Genomic DNA, 19,616 nt, shown 5'->3' on the forward strand with positions numbered 1-19,616 from the left:
AGGAAAAACAACGTCTCCTTATCTGTTATTATTATTTCACATAATTAATTATTTGTCCAATTAAATGCTCTTTTTATATAAAATTAAACCCTGTTTAACTTGTTATAAAATGACGTTTAGCTTATATAATATATACCTTTACACTACAAATGAAACTTTCATTTATTTATATTTATAACGTTTTTATAATTGCTTCCTCTAACTTAGAAATCAGTAACTTTTACTTAAGATTTGCATATATTTAAAAAGTGAACTCATTAACTCGAATTCTGTTTTATTACATTTAACTATAATATTATTATAGTTTTAAAGGAGGCTCTTTTATGTTGGAAATAATACTTTTACTTACTACTGTTTCTTTTCTCTTCATTATTTCTGGATTTTTCATTACCTTAAAACAATATAAAGAAATAAAAAATATAAAGACTATATTAACTACAAAAAAAGAAAATGAGAAAACTACATCCGAAAACTCAATCCCTATGCAATTAGACCTTAGCGTTCTCAATAATTTACTCGCGTCTGGAATAAATAAAGGTTTCAATTCAAGTAATGAAAATTCTAAGTCTGATAAAACTAAATAGTCGTTACGTATATAATAAAATATATATCTCCTATTTTATCTAACCTTATTAATAACTACCTCTGATTAAAAAGGAGACTACTTATGTGTAAAAATCCGATTTCTATTATTATTCGTATACAGCATAACATAAAAGTTTTACCTGAAATTTTGAAAGCCTGTGAACAACTACAGCCTTTAGAAATTATCCTTACTATTAACGGATGTATCGATGATTCCATTGATATTGCACAATCTTACAATTGTAAAATTATCACATTAGAAGAACCGACAGAATCAAATAATTGTTATGTAATTGGTGCCAAAAAAGCAAAAGGTAAGTACCTCTTATTTTTAGATGCAAATTACAATATCCCCCCTTCCTTACTTAAACAATTTCTTCAACCATTACTAGATAAATCAGCTGACTTAGTATTAAACAATTTAGATGATTTTTTTTATCAAAAGCAAAAGCCAACTATAGAAATGATTTGGCAGCAAGTTACGAATCATTTCTTTCATCGTCCAGATTTACATGTTAACTCACTATTATTTCCTCCCTACGCGGTAACAAAGGAAATTCTTGAAGCAATTACTCCAGAAAGTTTATTAAATCCGATATTAGCACAAATGAAAATTATTAAAAATAATTTTCGCATTAGCAATCATTTTAAAATTTCTATACCGCAAATTCCCTCCTTCCCCTCAAAACAACTCATTCGTTATCACCTAGAAGCAATTGAAAATTGGGTAAATATATTACAAGATTCAAGAGGAAACCATACTGATAATAATCGAAGGCGGGATATTATTTTAGAACTTCAAAACGGCGAACAAAGAGCTATATCCAAAATAATTACAGGTAAAGAGTTTTATTCAAATACTTATGGAAATAAACAATTATCCATCATTATCCCTGTTCAAAATGAAGAAAAAACGATAGAATCTATCATTTTTGAGGTGCAGAAATTAAAACCTTTAGAAATCATCATTATTGTTAATGGATCAACAGATAAAACAGAGGAATTGGCGAAGAATTGCGGTGCAACAGTTATTACTTACAAAGAAGCACTCGGCATTGATACCGGACGTGCCGTTGGTGCATATTTTGCAAAAGGTGATATATTATTATTTATTGATGGTGATTTCTTAATTCCTAGTTCTGATTTATTACCATTTGTACAATCTGTTCAAAATGGAACCGATTTAGCTTTAAATAAATTAGAGCACTACTACATGTATCGTGTTCCTTATACTATCGTAACTGCATGTAAGCATGTTGTTAATTTAGCATGTAATCGAAAAGATTTAGGTATGGGCTCCACAACTGCTGTCCCTCATGCTTTTAGTCGAAAATGCATTGATACAATTGGGTTTGCTTCTCTTCTTTCACCAACCTTAAGTCAAGTTAAAACAATTTTAGCAGGATTGCATGTACAAAATGTTCATTCTATCGACGTTGACAAGATAAATCGAGTTCGACCAGAAAAACACTTCTCGCAGGAAGGCTACCTTTCATTAGCAACGCAACAAATCATTGGTGATCATATAGAAGCAATTTCTTACCTCATCGAACAAAAAAAGAAACACTGAATGCTTTTAATTGTATATTCTTACCACCAAATAATATATGAATTTATTTTAAATATATAGCAAAATAAAAAAGATGGTTGTAACCATCTTTTTTATTTTTACATTAGATCAAAAGAGAAGTAGCAGGCAGGCTTTTCATTTCTGTATCTTTCTTAAGAAGTTTGAAAATAGAGGCTTGTTAATGAAGAGTCAACACTTAAATCATCTTTTAGTGCAATTGAGAAACATGCAACTAATGGTAAAGTAATAACAATTGATCCACTAGGACTAATTACAATAGTAGGACTTGTCCCACATGTGCCTCCACAATCGACTACTGCATCAATTCCACTACCAGGGGTAATTGTAATTTTAAGACACACATCTAAACAAACATTATTCGTAGTACATGCCATAACTCTCCCTCCTTTCTTTTAACAATATATGCAGTAAATTAAATTCGGACACGACTCTCTTACTAAGTCTTATAAATTAGATGTTATTTTATTATTAACTGCATAGAAAATTAACGTTTTATTAAACTATCTAAATCAACTAAAAAACTCAAATCATCCTTTACTGAAATAGAAACACATATAATAAACGGTATTACATTAAAATTAGATAAACATTCATCATTGCACCTTACGAATATTTCTGCCCCACCATTTGGATTGACTTTAGTTTCTAAAGAAATATTAAAACAACTTTTATTGATGCAAGACAAAATATTCCCTTCTTTCTTATATCTAATATCTATTTATCCAAAATAAAAATACAACTTTATTTACCCTTTACCTTCCATACTTAAAATAAAAAAGATAAAAGCTTCTTCATATATAAAGAAGCCTTTACCTTTTAGTTACTTGTTCATTTACTATCAGTCAGTGAAACATGCTCTTCACTTGTACCTGAGCTAAAAATAATAAAAATTTTTGATTTTAGTTTCATTGCAATACTAAATATCGTCAAGTTGCATAAATGAAATGTTTAAGTTACTCATTCAATAGACAAATTTACCTTTTAAAATAAATCTTTAAAATCCTTATTCTTCAATAAATATGAAAGTCCTTCTAAATGATCCCCAGTAATTCTCAATACAGCTGGTGGATGTCCTATCGTCGCAAAATGCTCTTGTGGCCGAATACGATTTGGTTTCATTACATCTACAAAATGGACACATCCGACTTTATACCCTTCTAATATTGCCTTTACTTGTGCAACACACGCTGTGTGAAGAGTGTCCCAGCCAATTCCCTCTAAACATTTTCTACTAATAGCATGGGGAACAGCAATTGTAGATCCTACCCCTAAATCTTTACGGTTACAAGCAATATTCAACATATATTTATATAAACTTACAATATATAGAGGAAATCTAAGATTTAAATTTAAATCATTTAAAACCATATCAACACCATCCGCAACAGCTTGCGTTAACGGATGAAGATCTTTTGCTGGAATAGCAAAATCAGCATCAATAAAGAGAAGTATATCCCCTGTGGCTTCTTGTGCACCAATTGCCCGTCCTACATCATGCCCTAATCTTTCTTCATAAACAATTACTGTTGCCCCTGATTGCTTAGCGATTACTTCTGTCTGATCTGTTGACCCATTAATGACAACAATTATTTCTTTCGGTTCAATTTTTCTTGCCTCAAGAATAACTTCTTTAATCGTTGATTCTTCATTTTGTGCTGGTATAATAATTGATAACTGTTTTCCATTATAAATTGATGAATTCATTCCCCATCCTTTATGGAAACGTGAATAATTCTTTTGTTTTTTTAACTGCTCTATAATTTCTCTTTTTCTTCCTCCATCTGTATAGTTACCTCTATCATCTTTTCGTTGTAACCAACTCTCCAAAGCTTTTATATTTTCTTTAATCTCATATACTTCTAATTTAGTTAATTCATTTTTATAGAAAGAGGTTTCGTTTGCGGGCATATTATTCAAGGAGGTGTTAGTGATGGCTGACGAGGATTGTAGTCGCCACCCTTTCTCAATAAGAGTGACTTGGGACAGAATAGGGTTCTGCAAGATATCATATCCAATGTCTTCAATTGCTTTTTTAGTAATAGCATATGGCATAGATAACATCGAATCATATTTTAAATCCATACGCCCCAATACATCGTTTACTATTTTTCTATACACCATAGCAATACTTGGCCATTCTACTCTCATCTTTTCAAAACATACGGAGTCTATGTTATTTAAGATTACATCCTGTTCCTTTTTCAGTATCGGTTCTATAAATCGCTCTAATTCTACCGAAAAAATAACATCTTCCCCATCTAAAAATAAGACTACATCACCATTGGCGATTTTTGCCCCATGAACTGGTGCTTTCCGTTTACTTTTCTCCTCAATCACAACAACGTTACTTTCAACAAATGTTGGTATAGATTGTATCGCACTCATTCTATCATCAGCTACAATAATAATTTCTATTGGTTTTATATGCTGCACTTTATTTAAAATTTGATTCAATTTTGATTTTTCTTCTCCTAAAACTATAACGACTGATAGGTCCACTTCTTTTTGTTCTTCTTTTACAGTCTGATTAGGTTTTACTTTTTTTATATATTCAATTGTTTCACTCTTCCCTACAGCTGCATGCCCTGCTTTTTTATCAAAATATAAGTCAATTATAATTTGATTTACTTCCGTGTCTTTATCAAGTTGCTCTAATTCAGAAATAAATGGTAGTAAATGATTTTGCACATCAAATTCACACGCGAAATTTTGTAAAAAATAAATATTCGGTACATATTTAATGTGATTAAAAAATTTCACAACATTAATTCTTTCGCCAAATTTCTCCTCAATTTCTTCTCTTGATAAATTTGGATAAGACAAATCGAAAACTAGATTTATTGGTACAGGTATCCATTTTAATAAATTTGTTTGAGGATTATTAATTAAAGCTGTGGAGCCCTTAACGAATCCAGCTAAAATTAAAGACATAAATCCTCCCCCGGAACTGCCATAAAACAACACATTTTTCGAATCAACTTTTAACTTTACAAATACTATTTCTAAAATATTTGCTATATCTTGTAAATAAAATCTATTTAACTCTCCCTGTCCCCAGCCTAAAGATAATTTCCCAAGATATAACGTAGGGTCATTATAATATATAACAGTATCTTCAAATTCATCCATCCAAGAATGTCGATGAAAAATAGGTGGACCAATTGGCTGTTCTTGAAACCCACCTGCTCCGGATCCAAAAACAATAGTGTTAGAAGCATCGGGCTTAATACGAATTAAAAATTCATACGTTACTTTATCCCAATCAACCTTGAGTATAAATGGTTCTGTAATTTGAAAATCCATTTGCCATAATTGTTCATATGAAATGTTAATTTTTTTGTACTGGTCTAACAGTTTAATCACCCTTTCCATCTATTTCAAGATGTTCTATTAAGTAAGAGAGAGCTTCAACGTGATCACCAATTATTCTTAATACTGCCGGAGGATGTCCATTGTGACTTACATTCTCCATTAAACGAATTCTATTCGGTTTTACAACATCAACGTAATGTACACATTCTACTCTATACCCTTGTAATATAGCTTTTACTTGTGCAAGACTAGGGCATAGTAAGCTTTCCCAGCCTATTGCATCTAAACATGATCTACTCATAGCATGTGGAATTGCTACTAATGAGCCATTGCTTAATTCTGGACGATTATATGCTAAATTAAGCATATATTTTACGACGTCTACAACATAAAACGGAGGATGTAACATCGGATTCAAATCATTTAATGCTATGTCTACACCAGCTGAAACTGCTTTTGTAAAATGATGCAAATTACTTCCTGAAACACTAAAATCACCATCAATAAATAAAAGAATATCTCCTGTAGCTTCAAGCGCTCCAATAGCACGTCCAACATTATGACCAAGTCGTTCGTTATATTCAATAATAGTAACACCAAGTCTTTTAGCAATATTAGCCGTTTGATCTGTCGAACCATTTACAACGACAATTATTTCTAGTGGTTCTATTTTTCTCGCCTCAAGTATTACTTGTTCTATAGTCTCTTCTTCATTTTGTACTGGTATAATGACAGAAAGTTGTTTCCCGTTATAAATTGAAGAATGCATTCCCCAGCCTCGATGATACGAAGGATACTGCTTGCTTTCACCTAATCTTTGAATAATATCTCTTCTTTTTCCTGCATCAGTAAAACCTACTCTTCTTCCCTTTTTCTCTATCCATTTGGATATACCAATTAAATATTTTTCCACTTTCTCTTTTTCATTTTCTAATAATTCTTTTTTAAATAAATACCCTTCTTCTTCGAACATTTCATCTTTAGATAACGTTCTTATTGCACATTGATCGTTAATCCGCCACCCCTGATTCACAATCTTCATATAAGATAGAACGATATCTTCCATATAATTAAAGCCGATGTTTCCCACTACTTCCTTCGTAAGCGCATATGGTAACGAAAGTATTGAATTGCTTTTTAAATCTGGTCGACTTAAAATTTCATTTAACATTTTTCTCCATACAATATCCATATTTGGACATTTATCAACTTCTATAAATTTATCTATTTTGTTTAATACTACATCAGCCTGATTTGTAACGACTGGCTCAATAAAATTCTTCATTTCATTTGAAGATAATAAAAAATTACTATCTACAAATAACAATACATCTCCTTTTGCTGCCTTTACAGAAGCTTCATACCCATCATAATACGTACTATATTTATCCATCAAAACAATATGGCATTTATGTTTCTTTGCTATTTCATACAAATTACTTCTATCGTTAGGAACGAAAATTATAATTTCAAGAGGATTTAGCTTCCATATAGATTGAATTGACTCTTCTAATATTTGCTCTCTTTCACTATACAAAATAATAACCGTTAACGATTTCATTACACGCCCCCTTTACACATCATGTGACATAAAATATTAAGTATTACCATTTCCTGTGAATTCGCTACTTTATTAACATATTCAAAAGTGAATTATACTGTGTAAAAACAACCGTCTATTTTTGAAAATATAAGTTCTGCACTTACCTCTTTTCTCTTATCATTGTTTGTTACAACTCTCACCATTTAAAAATAAAAAAAGTCCTAATTTCTTTAGGACTCTTTTAAATAAACTTATCAATATTATTAATTTTATATACTACCTTTTTCCATGTTATACCGCGATCTTTTGTAGTAAATATTTCTTTTTTATTACACGCCCAACCTTTACGCCGATTAAAAAAATGCAAACAAAATACATTTTTTAATAATGGATTACTTGATACTTTGATCCATTTTGATCCTTTTTTTATTATTTGATATACACTTCCATTTTCACTATTTATAACCCAGCCATAATAGGAACTAAAAAACGAAACAGCCACTTTACTAGTATTTATTGTTTTATTTGAAATATGCCACGAATTCCCCTTATCAAATGAGTAATTCATTAAAAATACATCATCATTCTTTTTAGTTGGTATTACTAATAATTTATTTTTATAGATTGCTTTATAAGCCATAGCAGTCCCATTATTAATTCCTTCAAGACTTGGAATATCTTTTATAGGATGCCAACTTTCCCCACCATTTATTGTTTTAAATACCGTTGATGTTTCATAATGTTTTTGTAGTGAAATAAACCCAATTAGATCGTTTATAAATGTTATCCCTGAAATACTATCACTAATACTTATATTTTTTATTACTTTCCAAACTTTCCCTTTCGTTTTCAAATAGTATAAATTATGTTCAAATTTATTTGATGCAAGCTTTCTAGATAATACAATCCATATACTATCCATATTCGTAGCATGCAATTGTACTTGAACATCAGTCGATTTCTCCCAATCTTCTTCAACCGGTAAAATAAACTCACTCCATCTTTCTCCTCTATTAACTGTATAAAATATAGCTGGCAATAAATCGTCATTCTTTTTTGTTAAACCATATGCCCAAGAGCTTCGAGCGTTTATTGGATACCCAAATAATACAATTGAATTAAGAGGATTGACAATATCCCATTCTACTCCTCCGTTTCGAGTATATAAGATAGCCTGCTTTTTATTTGTATATTGAATACTAGCCCAACCATATTTATCCGTTCTCATTTGTAAAGAAGTAAATTGAATATCATTATTTTCCAATATATCACCTCATTCTTATTATTTATATATTCGTATGCTATTATTTTCAAAACGTTCTATCATTAGTTATTTAAACCACCCGCTTTATCTACTATCTTTATACTTACTTTCCCTTTTCTTCACCACTCAAATATAACGAAATTCCTTCTATTTTTCCGTTATCATATACAAACGACTATATTTTACAAAATTCAACTATAAAAAATGCACCCCAATTGTAAACTATCCCCAACAATTAGAGTGCACTTTATATAAAATATAGCTTTTAATTTTTAAGCACTTACTACAGTAGCAACCTTATCCATACAAGTAATAAATTGAGTAATAAATGTATCAATTTCTTCTTTTGTAATTATATATGGAGGAAGTAAACGGATAATATTCCCTTGTGTTACGTCAACTAATATCCCTTTTTCCATTAGCTCTACCTGTAATTTCTTCACATTTTCATTTGTATCATTTAAACTAATTCCAAACATCATACCAGCATGACGTACTTCCTGAATATAATAAGAGTTTTCTTTCTGAATTTCTTGTAATTTATCATTTAAATATAGTGACGTTTCATACGCTTCGTGCATTAAACCATCTTCAATCAATGTGTTTAATACCGTTAACCCTAAAGCCGTTCCCATTGATGAATGAGCAAACGTTGTCCCGTGATCTCCTGGTGAAAATACATCACATAACTTTTTGCCTACAATAATTCCTCCTAGCGGTATCCCGCCTCCTGCTCCTTTACCAATTTGAATAATATCTGGTGTAATATTAAAATTTTGATAAGCAAATAGTTTTCCCGTTCTACCCATACCACTTTGAACTTCATCAACGACAAGAAGTACATTATATTTTTCACATAAATATTGAACACCATGTAAATATTCACTTGATAAAGGATAAATTCCTCCACTTCCTAAAACAGGCTCTAGCATAATCGCAATTGGTTTTTCTTTAATAATAGTCTCCTCTAATTGGTCTATATTTTCGCGCTCTACTTCATATACAGGAATCGATGTTTTAGGGAAATTTTGATATACACTTTCTTGTCTCGTAAAATGAAGTGCCCCTAACGTACGCCCATGGAAACTATTCTTCAGCACTACAATTCCTTCACGTTCTTCATTCGTATTAGCTCTATATTTATCAATTAATTTCAAAGTTGTTTCTGTCGCTTCCGTACCAGAGTTTGTAAAAAAGACCTTTCCGTTTTTTAATGAGCAATCCACTAATTTCTTTGCATATTCAATCGCAACTGGATTTAAAAAATGAAACGGCAGATGCAACGATTTTGTAACTTGTTCCATTGTCGTTTGTACAATTTTCGGATGATTATACCCTAATACGTTCACTCCGACTCCAGAAAATAAGTCTACATACTCTTTACCATCTACATCATAAAGCTTGCACCTTTCTCCTCTTTCTATCGCAACCTTCGTACGACAATACGTAGACATCATATATTCTTTATCTAATTGAAACCAATCCGACATGTTAAATTCCTCCTATTTATTTTCCCTGTTTATTTCTGTTCATTCTCTATAAACTCATGTATAAATTCATTTTTCAGATTAAAATTTTAATAGTAATTTTCTTCACGATATTCATTTTTCCATAATTTCTTCTATTTCAACAGGTCCACTACATACACGTTTTTTTCATCTAGCGGTCTGTTACTACTTTGCATATCATACATAATCAAGATTATAAAATCATATTTAGTAACAATAGACGAAATAAATTTGGAGGCTATATCGATGAATGAAAACTATGATAAACAGGGGCAATCTTTACTAGGGAATCACTTTAATGAAAAAGGCGAACGTAATGAACAAGCTACCCTTCACTCACAAACAGTTGGTTCACGTGGACCTGTTCTAGAGCAAGATAGTGTACTTCACGAGACGTTACAAGAATTTATTCATGAAAAAATTTTAGAAAGACCTGTTCATGTAAAAGGATTTGGTGCGTTCGGTTATTTTCAAACGATATATTCGATGTCTGAACATACTAAATTAAGTTTTTTACAAAATTCTAATGAGAAAGTTCCTGTTATGGTGCGATTTTCGTTAGCTGTTAGTACGAAAGGAACACCGGATACTGCTAGAAATGTACGCGGTTTTTCTACAAAATTTTATACAAAAGAAGGCATTTTTGACCTTTTATGTAATCACATTCCTGTTTTTTCTGTCCGTGATCCGATGCGTTTCCCTGAAACGATTCAAGCATTATTACCTTCACCTAAAAATAACTTAATAGACCCTAATAGATTTTGGAATTTTGTCGCTAAAGCACCTGAATCTATTCATTTTGTTGTCCGTTTATACTCTAATAATGGTACGGCCAAAAGTCTTCGCCACATTCCAGGACATAGTGTTAATACATATGTATGGAGAAATGCGGAAGGTAATCGAAAGTATGTAAAGTATCATTGGTACCCGTTTGAAGGTGTACAGTACATTACTAGTAAAGAAGCAATTAAACTAGCTGCCGAAAATCCTGATTATAGCGGGAAAGATTTATATGATGCTATTGAAAATGGTAAACCAGTGGAGTATGGTTTATACGTCCAGCTCATGGATCCGAAAGATGAAGCGCACCTTTCTTATGATCCTTTAGATGACACAAAAGTATGGGATGAACAGACGTATCCTCTCCTACCAGTCGGGAAAATGGTATTAAATAAAAATCCTGAAAATTTTATGGAACAAGTAGAAAAAGTCGCATTCTCTCCTTCTAATTTACTGGATGGTGCAGAACTATCAGATGATAAAATGCTGCAAGGGCGCGCTAACATTTACAGTGATTCACAAAGAAGAAGAATTGGTCCAGAATTTCGCAAATTAACGATTAACCAGCAGCAAGATTGGACACCTGCTAATCAAATTACAACCGGTGAAGGAAGGTACGTTGAAGGTAAACTTGAAAGAGCTTCTATAACGAAACAGGATGACTTTACACAAGCTGGTGAATTTTATACGAAGTTACAGCCAATAGAAAAAGAACATCTCGCTGAAAACTTAGCTAGTGATTTGAAAGTTATATCCGATGATATTAGGGAGATCGTTTTGGGGTATTTCAATCAAGTATCAACTGATTTGAAAACAAGCATTGAGACAAAAATGAAAGAGCATTAAGAAGATTAAAACATGCTTTACGAATGAGAATTCAGATGTATATTAATTATTTTCTTATCAAAATCCAATGAGGTTATTTAATTTAAAAATATAAAGCCAACATATCCCTGTTCTATAATTAGAACAGGGATATGTTGAATTAGTTTAATGTTTAACATTACATACTTTATTTCGCTAAAAAATGTAATAAGTAGCCTTTCAAAACAAACTATAGTAAACTATTTTACTTGTACCGTATAATTCCCTGTTCCACCACCATACTTATATACACTTAAGTAATATTTCCCTGGCTTTGCATTATAATTTCCAAGCAATTTGTTCCCATCACGTTTTGTTGCATAAGCTACATAATTATTTAAATCTGATTCAGAATATAATACCCAGTTCAATCCAAGATTTTGTTCGTTCGTAACCGAAATTTGTAAATCTTTTTGATCCTTTACATCAATAACAAATTTATCCCCCTGATCTTGATCGCTCAAGGTTCCTCTTAACAAAATATTCAAAGATAGTGGGTTTGCTGTTTCAAATGAATTATTTGGTTCTTTTTCTACAGCCGTACCTTCTTCCGTATTCACTCCGCTAAACACAACATCATATTCAAATTGCCCAGCATTATTTACACGGTAATTTACAAAATAAGCAGTCAATGTTTTATATCCAGTCCACTCTTTTCCTGAAAGACGTTTCAACATATCATTCGTTGCTTCATTCATCACTTTCCAGTCCTCAACTTCTCCTTTAGCCGCACTTCCTGTATATGTCCCCTGTAGTGTAAATGTATTAAAGAATTGTGATTTATTCTTTGTTACTTTCACATCTTTTAATTTCGCTTCATTCGTAATATCTGACGTAACGTCCGAAAGCGATTTTGGATCATGCTGAGTTAAATACTCATCTGATACTTGTGGAATTGTATACTTATCACGATTATCAATAAGCATTTGCATATAAGATTGATATTCTTCATTTAACTTATTATCTTTGCTTAATGTAGCACGGTATTCATCGTAACTTGAAACATCATTTGCGCGAATTAAATCATGTACTTTATCGAACATTTCTGGGCGCTTATTATACATATATGATTGCAGTGCAAACGAATAATTATAAAAATCCCACGTTCCATATTTCGCATTTAATGTTTGTGATGCTGTATAACGTTTTGCAGGATCATTAGATAACCCACCAATTATACTTTTTCGTGGTACTACACTATCTAATCGCGTTGCACCTGCAAAGAACTCTGCATTCCCTTCTTCAAACCATGTTAAACGTTCATTTTGATACATTTCCCCTTGGCCCCATAATCCCTGAACTTCGTACCTTCCCTGTAAGTAGTGCGTAAATTCATGGCGGAACAATTCTTCCAGACTATAAATACTTTGCTCTGGTGTACGTTCATATGTAAAGAAAGTCCCTGTCCCTTCAATATAAATCCCACCATTATTCGTTTCATATCCGTACAGTTGACGATTAAATTGATACTCATCTGGGCTATTATAAATAACCATCGTTAACACATCATCAGCATGTCCACTTTCAAGTGGTTTATCGCTACCAACTGTACGATAAAATTGAGAACGCACCTCTTTTGCCGCCCAGTATAGACGTTTAATTTTCTCTTCGCTAACTTTATCCCCAGCTTTAAAGACAATTGCACCATCATCAAACGTATACGTTTTCGGTAAATATTTCTTTTTACCCTCTTCTCGAATTTGATCTAAATTTACAGTTTTTCCATTCGCATCTATTCCTCCATAATTTGTAGTAATTTGTTCTGCCGCAACAAAGTATTGCTCTCCTAAATATGGATAAATTCGCATTGCATCTGTAACAACTTGTTGTCCTTTTGTGGGCGTGCTATGAAGCTTGCCCAATCGGCCAGCATAGTAAATTCCATTATTAATTAACCATCCGTTTTTATTTGTTACTGTACCAAGTAGTGCAAAACGATTTATTTCATTAATAAAGTTATCGATATTTCGATACCACATCGTATCTTTTGGCTCTTTTCCAGTCGTGTACATATCCGTCTGAATATCAAAGTCAATTCCCTTCATCAACTCATATATAGCGTCTCCTTTTGTTCGGTCTTCAATGAAAGTTGCAAGATTATCGTTATATTGTTTAAAAATTTCACCTGCATATAAAACCGTTTCAACATCTGCTGATGCATTTCCAATTAATTTTCCATATGATGCAATTACTTTATTTTGTTCTGATGTACCAAGTTTGAAATTTGGATTTTTTGCAATTGTTTTTAAAGCTGGTAAACATTTATCATGGTAGCTACGCTCATTTAGTTTGCTTAATTCATCATGATAAAAACCTAAATAAAATGCTGCACGTAGAGCTTCTACTAATGTTTCAATTCCTTTTGAATCATCTTTCGTATAAGTTTGTCCTTGTTCTTCTAGTTTATTAATAATTGCTTGCATTCGACTATCATCTTGATAGAATTTAAGACTATCACTATTAAACTGAAATAATTCCGGAATTTGATACCATTTAATTGTCACAAGAAGATCAGTTAATTGTTTGTTATTTAATTGATTTAACTCAGCCATTGAATACTTTTTTTCTTCAGCTAACGGTTTAATATTATCGGTTGGTGCTAGTGGACGCTGCGATAAATCCGCTAATTTTAACCGTTTTGTAAAAGATGCATTTTCTTGTACTTTTGAAGAGTGTGCCAATTCATTAACAGATTTCTGTATTCCTACCGGCTCCATTTGTAATACGTTCTTCACGTTTTTCTCTTTTGTCTCTGCTTGAATTTGCAAACCATTACATGTTATTGTCACTAATCCAACACCAAGAATCCACTTAGAAATTTTCGAATATTTAACCATACCATTGCCCCCTAATAATTTAAAAGAAAATTCAGAACTTCAAAACCAAAAACCCACTTATTTGTATGTATTTACAGTTCCGCTATAAATACAACTATGATTAATAATGCAATAGTAGCTTGTTTTATACTATTACGAGTACAGATTCCTTACATACAATCTCCCTTCCTTACATGTAATACAAGCAAAAACCGTGCCAATCATATTTCTTATGAATAGCCAACATTCTTTTATAAATACTGTAGAATAAAATATACATAGGTGTTTCGGCAATGTATAAATCATTTGACACAAAATCTAATGTTTATGAAGAACAAATTCATTGAATGCTATAAGCTCATTAGCCAGTAAATAAATTTCAACTAACAACATCCCCAATTTTTAAATCTCTCAAACAAAGGTAAACAAACATATTCCATAAAGCTAATATGTTCGTTTACCTTTGTTATTTCATATCAACAGCAAAATATCGTTGAATAAAAACAGCATGAATAAGTATTTTGTTATTCATTTCTCTTTTTCATATAATCTTTTTCACATTGCAACGGCTTAAATTTCACTTTTTTCCCTTTCTTCTTTTTCGTTTTTATAACGAGCCATTCCCCTTTTTCAACGTCTAGTTTTAGGCGTTTCATTACATTGATATTATCTTTTTCTTTATAAAGTAAAAATGCTTCTTGCGCCCTCACAAATAGGCTGGGCTGTTCGCTAAATCCACCACTGTCATAAATTTTAGTTAGCGAAGTATAATAAGAATCATTTTCCTTTCCACCATACATCAAATGAGCAGCCTCCAGATCTCTTTTACTTACTTCCCAAAAACTATGTTCATCAATATTTAAATTAAATGTGGATTTAATGTCCTGTATTATATTCTTCACATACTTTTCATCTCTAACTTTTCTTTCTTCGAGACAATCCGAAGATAACTCTGGTGCATCTGATTGGGAATGTACAACGTGTTGTATCGATACACACAGAATAAATACGCTTAAAATGTAAAATATTTTTTTCATATTTACATATCACCTCAAATGATTTAGATACTATATCATTTGAGGCTTACAATATTCTTATGCTAATAATAAGAAAGATCCTATAAAATAAAATTTTTATAGGATCTTTCCTTTTAATATTGCTTTATCAAATTCACGGGCGGGGCAACTACCTTACTACTTTTCACATCATATAATCCTATAGGTGTTACTCGTATAAAAGGCAAGTGCGTCGCAGAAAAGAATAAAATTGTAAATGCTGGATCATCATACGCGTAGCCACGCTCTTGTAGTAATTTCACCATCTGTTTCTCTTCCTGTATTAATTCTCTCATTTTTAAATTAGACATAATCCCGAGCAATGGTAATGCTATTTCGTGTAACACTTCATTGTTTTCTACTATGACCATTCCACCACCGAGCTCTTTTACTCTACGAAAAGCTGTAAGCATATCTTCTTTTCTTTTTCCGATAAGAATGATGTCACCTGTACCAGAATAAGAGCTAGCAAGCCCACCTAGTTCTTTTGCAAAACCTTTGACAGCTATATTCACTTGCCAACTGCCATCACGAGCAATCATCATAAGGAAACATTCATCATGATCTGTGGACAATTCATCACAGTCTATATTGATTTCACTAGTGTATGGTTTTGTAATAACGTTATTTAATAAGTGTATCCCCGTTTTATTAGAGAAAATCATATCCTCTTTTTCTATTGACCAATCTAATGATAATTGAGTTACTTTATGTTTACTCCAGTCTATATGTAATGCCTCATGTGTATTTACACCGTCACGCTTCACCCATTTCCCCTTTGCAAGGACACTAATTGGTACTGGGTTTTCTTTACTTTCTAAAATATTGATATTAGCAATTCTACCTGTCGCAATCGAACCATGTACATGTTCCATATTATAATAACGAGCAATATTATAACTTGCCATATCGTATGCATCTATTACTGGCACTCCTTGTTTTATCGCGGTAGAAATCATAACGTTTGTCATTCCATTCTCATAAAACGAAGGATGTGAGCCGTCTGTTGTAAAAAAGAATCTATCAAACTGCTTTACGCCTAGTTCCAACAATTCTTTCAGTAAAACTTCTAAATCTGGGCGGATTGAAGAATTTCTTAGGGAAACAGTGTAACCTTGCATAAGACGAGTGAAAGCTTCCTGCCCTGTCATCGCTTCATGATCACAATCTGTACCTAACAGTTTTAACTTCGCTAAAGTCGTTTCAGATGCACCTGGAAAATGTCCTTCTACTTTCTTCTGCAATCGCTTCGTTTCCTGCATCCAAGTTAACATTTCATCATCGCCATGTAATAGTTTTGGCCACGCTGTTAGTTCGCCGCCTTGAAGAACTGCTTTATGCTTAAGCCATTCTATTATTTCTTCACGATTAAATAAAGTTTCCCCGTTTTGCAATTCAGTTTGTCCATCAAAACGACACCACCAATACATACTTGCTGGAATCTTTTCAAATTCATCTAATAAACGAAATGCTTCTTCACGCTTTAATGTGAAAAATAAAGTTAAATTATCATTAATAAAAGTTGTTGTCCCAAACTGCATCGCATGATTCGCTAAAGTTTCAGGATTATATAATTGATATGGATGTGCATGAGGTTCTATGTAACTTGGAACTACATACTTTCCATCACAATCAATGACTTCACATTCATGCAGTTGCACTGGCAGCTTTTCCCCTACATAAACAATCCGGTCATCATAGATCCAAATATTTGCTTGCATCCACTCGCGCATATAGGAATTTAAATAAGTTGCGTTCTTACATAAAATGTGCGGACTTCTTTTACCATCTATTACTTCAACATGCTCTCGTAATTGTTTATTACTCCATTTATAATGATTTTCTCCCATTGTATTCAACTCCAAATCAACTCATAATCATTTTGATTAAAACGAGAAATAATTAACTAACTAAAGTATTTTCCATTCATAACTCCCCTATTGGCGCCCCTATATCCTTTATTATATTTAATAATTTAAAAAATAACAATTTTCAGAACTGTATACCTTTTTTATCCAAAATAAAAAGAATGTCATGTAACTGACATCCTTTTTATTTTTATCGTAAGCATTAAGATTGATTTTCACTTTGAAATACACTTGATGCCATATCATAAATGCAACTACTGTCCATAGTTGCGAACTTAAAAAAGCACCTCTTTTAAATATAACTATAACAAAATTCCATTCACTTTCTTTTCATCTATTTATTAAATTCAATTTGCATCATTTTATTAAACTGCGGAACAATATCGACCCCACCTATAGAGTTGAGACTGATAGCCAATGTATGTTTGCCTCCAATTACTCCCCCAGCAAAAGTTGTAAATCCAGGAATTCCTCCTCCATGCCCCCAAACTGAAACACCGTTTGGAAGTTTAGTCTCATAGATTCCAAGACCGTATGCGTCACCAACCCCTTTTCCTTCTATAGGAATTGTAGTAAGCATTTCTTTTAGCTCGCGCTCCTTCAGTAACTTACCACCGAGTAAAGATGAAAAGAACTTATTTAAATCATCCGCATTAGAAATCATATCTCCAGCTGCATTAGCTAAACTCGGATTATAATAAGTAATATCTTTCAACTCGCCTGTTCCTTCCATTTTCACATATCCACGAGCATGATTCTTTCCTGGGATGACGGGTGAATTTCCTGGTAAAAACGTATTTGATAGGTCCAAAGGTTCAATAATTCGCTTTTCGATTTCTTCCGCATAACTATTTCCAGTTATTTTTTCAATAAGCATTCCTAGTATTACGTATCCTGTGTTTGAATACAACCAGTCTTTACCCGGCGAGAAATCTGGAGGCAGCGAAAGGCCTATTTTCACTATTTCTTCTGCTGTATACGTTTTTTTCGAATTCATTATGTCCGCGTCTTTTGACTTTAAGTATTCAGCGATACCACTCGTATGATTCAAAAGTTGTCGTATCGTAATTTGATTACCATCATACCCATTTCCTTGCACGAGACCCGGTAGCCACTTTTCAATTGGATCGTCAAGTTGTAAGCGATTTTCTCCTACTAATTGAAGAATAGTCGTGGCAGTAAACGACTTCGTCACACTACCAATCCGAAAGCGATAATCCGAATTCACCGGTTTCTTTGTACTTAAGTCCGCCACGCCAGCAGTAAAACTACTAGTTTTTCCGTTATTAGACGTCTTAGCTAATATTCCTACAGCACCAAGCTGTACTGTTTCCTGCATTACTTGTTTCCAGCCATTACGATTCTTTTGATCATGTACTTGTGACGAACTAGAAATATTTTGAGTTGACTCTGCAGTCACAGTAAAACCAGGTGTAAATAGAGCAGTACCCGCTAATAAAACTGCAAAACTTGCTAACTTAATTGAATTACATTTTTTCATAAGGCTTTCTCTCCTCCATTAATATCGGATTGATTCAAGCTATACTTTCATCCTATATGATAAATCTCTCTTTTTTCTTATCCATTCCTTACGAAATACTTACGTTTAAATTTAAATACGATAAACTGAGGAAGAGTTATGCATGCAAATAAAAAGAGAACATGTTTTCATTTTTTATGTAAACATGTTCTCTTAAACATTTAAAATTCTATATCAACTTTTCATCCTATTCTTTACACAACTAATTTATATTCCTTTTTACCAGCCCGCACTAGCATTCATACCATTTCCAATAATAGAAAGTAATAGCGGCCATAATACTGGTCCTAGTGTAAGAAATACATTTAGAAGTATGAGCATTCTATATCCAACGGTGAAATTGTGATTTTTACGATTAACAAATACTAAACTGATTAATGATATTATAGTTGTTAAAAATAATACTAACATTAGCAACCAATACCACACCATTAAACTAAGACTCCATGGTGTTAATAGCTCATGTATGATACAAAATGAGATTCCTAATACAGAAAAACTAAAACTAGTCACCGCTGTTTTTATAAGCCATTTATTTATTTTTTTATCGTATGTATTTTTACAATATAAATCTATTAAAGTATATAAAGATAAATATGCCATTAATACGCCTATCCAAGACAATAAGCAGTCTCCGTCCCCTTTGAATAATAAGAACAGCAACCAACACATACCTACTGCAGAAAAAACAAAGGAAATAAGTATGCTTTTTAATACCGATTTCATTACATTTTCACACCCTTAAAAAACCAAAAATTAATTATGATTTATAAAAATTAAGTATAGGTTAACATGTAATGAAGTATAAGTAAATAAAGTTAATTTTGTTTACCTATTTGAATACGGTTTCATATAAGAAAATAATTCATGTTAATCAAATTTCCATATAA

Annotated in this window: 14 protein-coding genes; 3 read left to right on the forward strand and 11 right to left on the reverse strand. The window is 32.1% G+C overall.

The window, feature by feature from the left end; translation table 11 throughout:
* Window positions 1-323 precede the first annotated feature (323 nt).
* Together N2V80_RS14850 and N2V80_RS14855 are read left to right on the forward strand one after the other, a co-directional pair.
* A complete protein-coding gene (locus N2V80_RS14850) occupies window positions 324-584 on the forward strand; it encodes a hypothetical protein (protein ID WP_061655725.1) in 261 nt (86 codons plus the stop codon).
* An 83-nt stretch (window positions 585-667) separates the two neighbouring features.
* The gene (locus tag N2V80_RS14855) at window positions 668-2,155 is read left to right on the forward strand and encodes a glycosyltransferase family 2 protein (RefSeq protein WP_080450974.1); all 1,488 of its coding nucleotides are present in this window, start codon (window positions 668-670) and stop codon (window positions 2,153-2,155) included.
* 152 nt (window positions 2,156-2,307) lie between these two features.
* On the opposite strand, the gene N2V80_RS14860 is transcribed toward N2V80_RS14855, so the two are convergent.
* From N2V80_RS14860 to N2V80_RS14885, 6 genes are all read right to left on the reverse strand, one after another.
* Window positions 2,308-2,550 carry a hypothetical protein gene (locus tag N2V80_RS14860; RefSeq protein WP_000752474.1) on the reverse strand — a complete coding sequence of 81 codons (243 nt, stop codon included), beginning with the start codon at window positions 2,548-2,550 and terminating at the stop codon, window positions 2,308-2,310.
* A gap of 110 nt (window positions 2,551-2,660) precedes the next feature.
* Entirely contained in the window at window positions 2,661-2,861 is a 201-nt protein-coding gene (locus N2V80_RS14865; protein WP_002103272.1) for a hypothetical protein, read from the reverse strand.
* A gap of 296 nt (window positions 2,862-3,157) precedes the next feature.
* Window positions 3,158-5,479, reverse strand: a complete 2,322-nt coding sequence (locus tag N2V80_RS14870; protein ID WP_135238842.1) for a glycosyltransferase family 2 protein — start codon at window positions 5,477-5,479, stop codon at window positions 3,158-3,160.
* A 52-nt stretch (window positions 5,480-5,531) separates the two neighbouring features.
* Entirely contained in the window at window positions 5,532-7,049 is a 1,518-nt protein-coding gene (locus tag N2V80_RS14875; RefSeq protein WP_000839300.1) for a glycosyltransferase family 2 protein, read from the reverse strand.
* A 223-nt stretch (window positions 7,050-7,272) separates the two neighbouring features.
* Window positions 7,273-8,295 carry a hypothetical protein gene (locus N2V80_RS14880; protein ID WP_000429612.1) on the reverse strand — a complete coding sequence of 341 codons (1,023 nt, stop codon included), beginning with the start codon at window positions 8,293-8,295 and terminating at the stop codon, window positions 7,273-7,275.
* A 272-nt stretch (window positions 8,296-8,567) separates the two neighbouring features.
* Window positions 8,568-9,785, reverse strand: a complete 1,218-nt coding sequence (locus tag N2V80_RS14885; RefSeq protein WP_061655724.1) for an aspartate aminotransferase family protein — start codon at window positions 9,783-9,785, stop codon at window positions 8,568-8,570.
* A 264-nt stretch (window positions 9,786-10,049) separates the two neighbouring features.
* Here N2V80_RS14885 and N2V80_RS14890 point away from each other — a divergent pair, with 264 nt between their 5' ends.
* On the forward strand, window positions 10,050-11,429 hold the full coding sequence (locus N2V80_RS14890; RefSeq protein ID WP_061655723.1) for a catalase: 1,380 nt from the start codon (window positions 10,050-10,052) through the stop codon (window positions 11,427-11,429).
* 218 nt (window positions 11,430-11,647) lie between these two features.
* On the opposite strand, the gene colA is transcribed toward N2V80_RS14890, so the two are convergent.
* From colA to N2V80_RS14915, 5 genes are all read right to left on the reverse strand, one after another.
* Window positions 11,648-14,284 (reverse strand): collagenase ColA, encoded by a 2,637-nt coding sequence (gene colA, locus N2V80_RS14895; RefSeq protein ID WP_061655722.1) that lies wholly within the window; start codon window positions 14,282-14,284, stop codon window positions 11,648-11,650.
* A gap of 503 nt (window positions 14,285-14,787) precedes the next feature.
* Window positions 14,788-15,300 carry a hypothetical protein gene (locus N2V80_RS14900; protein WP_000719378.1) on the reverse strand — a complete coding sequence of 171 codons (513 nt, stop codon included), beginning with the start codon at window positions 15,298-15,300 and terminating at the stop codon, window positions 14,788-14,790.
* 113 nt (window positions 15,301-15,413) lie between these two features.
* On the reverse strand, window positions 15,414-17,168 hold the full coding sequence (locus tag N2V80_RS14905) for an adenine deaminase (RefSeq protein WP_061655721.1): 1,755 nt from the start codon (window positions 17,166-17,168) through the stop codon (window positions 15,414-15,416).
* A gap of 352 nt (window positions 17,169-17,520) precedes the next feature.
* On the reverse strand, window positions 17,521-18,687 hold the full coding sequence (locus tag N2V80_RS14910) for a serine hydrolase domain-containing protein (protein ID WP_000710637.1): 1,167 nt from the start codon (window positions 18,685-18,687) through the stop codon (window positions 17,521-17,523).
* A gap of 258 nt (window positions 18,688-18,945) precedes the next feature.
* Complete coding sequence (locus N2V80_RS14915) at window positions 18,946-19,452, reverse strand: DUF3902 family protein (protein WP_061655720.1); 507 nt, start codon at window positions 19,450-19,452, stop codon at window positions 18,946-18,948.
* Between the last annotated feature and the right edge of the window lie 164 nt (window positions 19,453-19,616).

The organism is Bacillus sp. FSL W8-0640, assembly GCF_038007725.1.
Classification (GTDB): Bacteria; Bacillota; Bacilli; order Bacillales; family Bacillaceae_G; genus Bacillus_A; species Bacillus_A cereus.

Excerpts from the sequence above, each read along its gene's own strand:
- N2V80_RS14850 (WP_061655725.1), top strand. The coding sequence starts at position 324 with ATGTTGGAAATAATACTTTTACTTACTACTGTTTCTTTTCTCTTCATT.
- N2V80_RS14855 (WP_080450974.1), top strand. The coding sequence starts at position 668 with ATGTGTAAAAATCCGATTTCTATTATTATTCGTATACAGCATAACATA.
- N2V80_RS14860 (WP_000752474.1), bottom strand. The coding sequence starts at position 2,550 with ATGGCATGTACTACGAATAATGTTTGTTTAGATGTGTGTCTTAAAATT.
- N2V80_RS14870 (WP_135238842.1), bottom strand. The coding sequence starts at position 5,479 with ATGGATTTTCAAATTACAGAACCATTTATACTCAAGGTTGATTGGGAT.
- N2V80_RS14875 (WP_000839300.1), bottom strand. The coding sequence starts at position 7,049 with ATGAAATCGTTAACGGTTATTATTTTGTATAGTGAAAGAGAGCAAATA.
- N2V80_RS14885 (WP_061655724.1), bottom strand. The coding sequence starts at position 9,785 with ATGTCGGATTGGTTTCAATTAGATAAAGAATATATGATGTCTACGTAT.
- N2V80_RS14890 (WP_061655723.1), top strand. The coding sequence starts at position 10,050 with ATGAATGAAAACTATGATAAACAGGGGCAATCTTTACTAGGGAATCAC.
- colA (WP_061655722.1), bottom strand. The coding sequence starts at position 14,284 with ATGGTTAAATATTCGAAAATTTCTAAGTGGATTCTTGGTGTTGGATTA.
- N2V80_RS14900 (WP_000719378.1), bottom strand. The coding sequence starts at position 15,300 with ATGAAAAAAATATTTTACATTTTAAGCGTATTTATTCTGTGTGTATCG.
- N2V80_RS14905 (WP_061655721.1), bottom strand. The coding sequence starts at position 17,168 with ATGGGAGAAAATCATTATAAATGGAGTAATAAACAATTACGAGAGCAT.
- N2V80_RS14910 (WP_000710637.1), bottom strand. The coding sequence starts at position 18,687 with ATGAAAAAATGTAATTCAATTAAGTTAGCAAGTTTTGCAGTTTTATTA.
- N2V80_RS14915 (WP_061655720.1), bottom strand. The coding sequence starts at position 19,452 with ATGAAATCGGTATTAAAAAGCATACTTATTTCCTTTGTTTTTTCTGCA.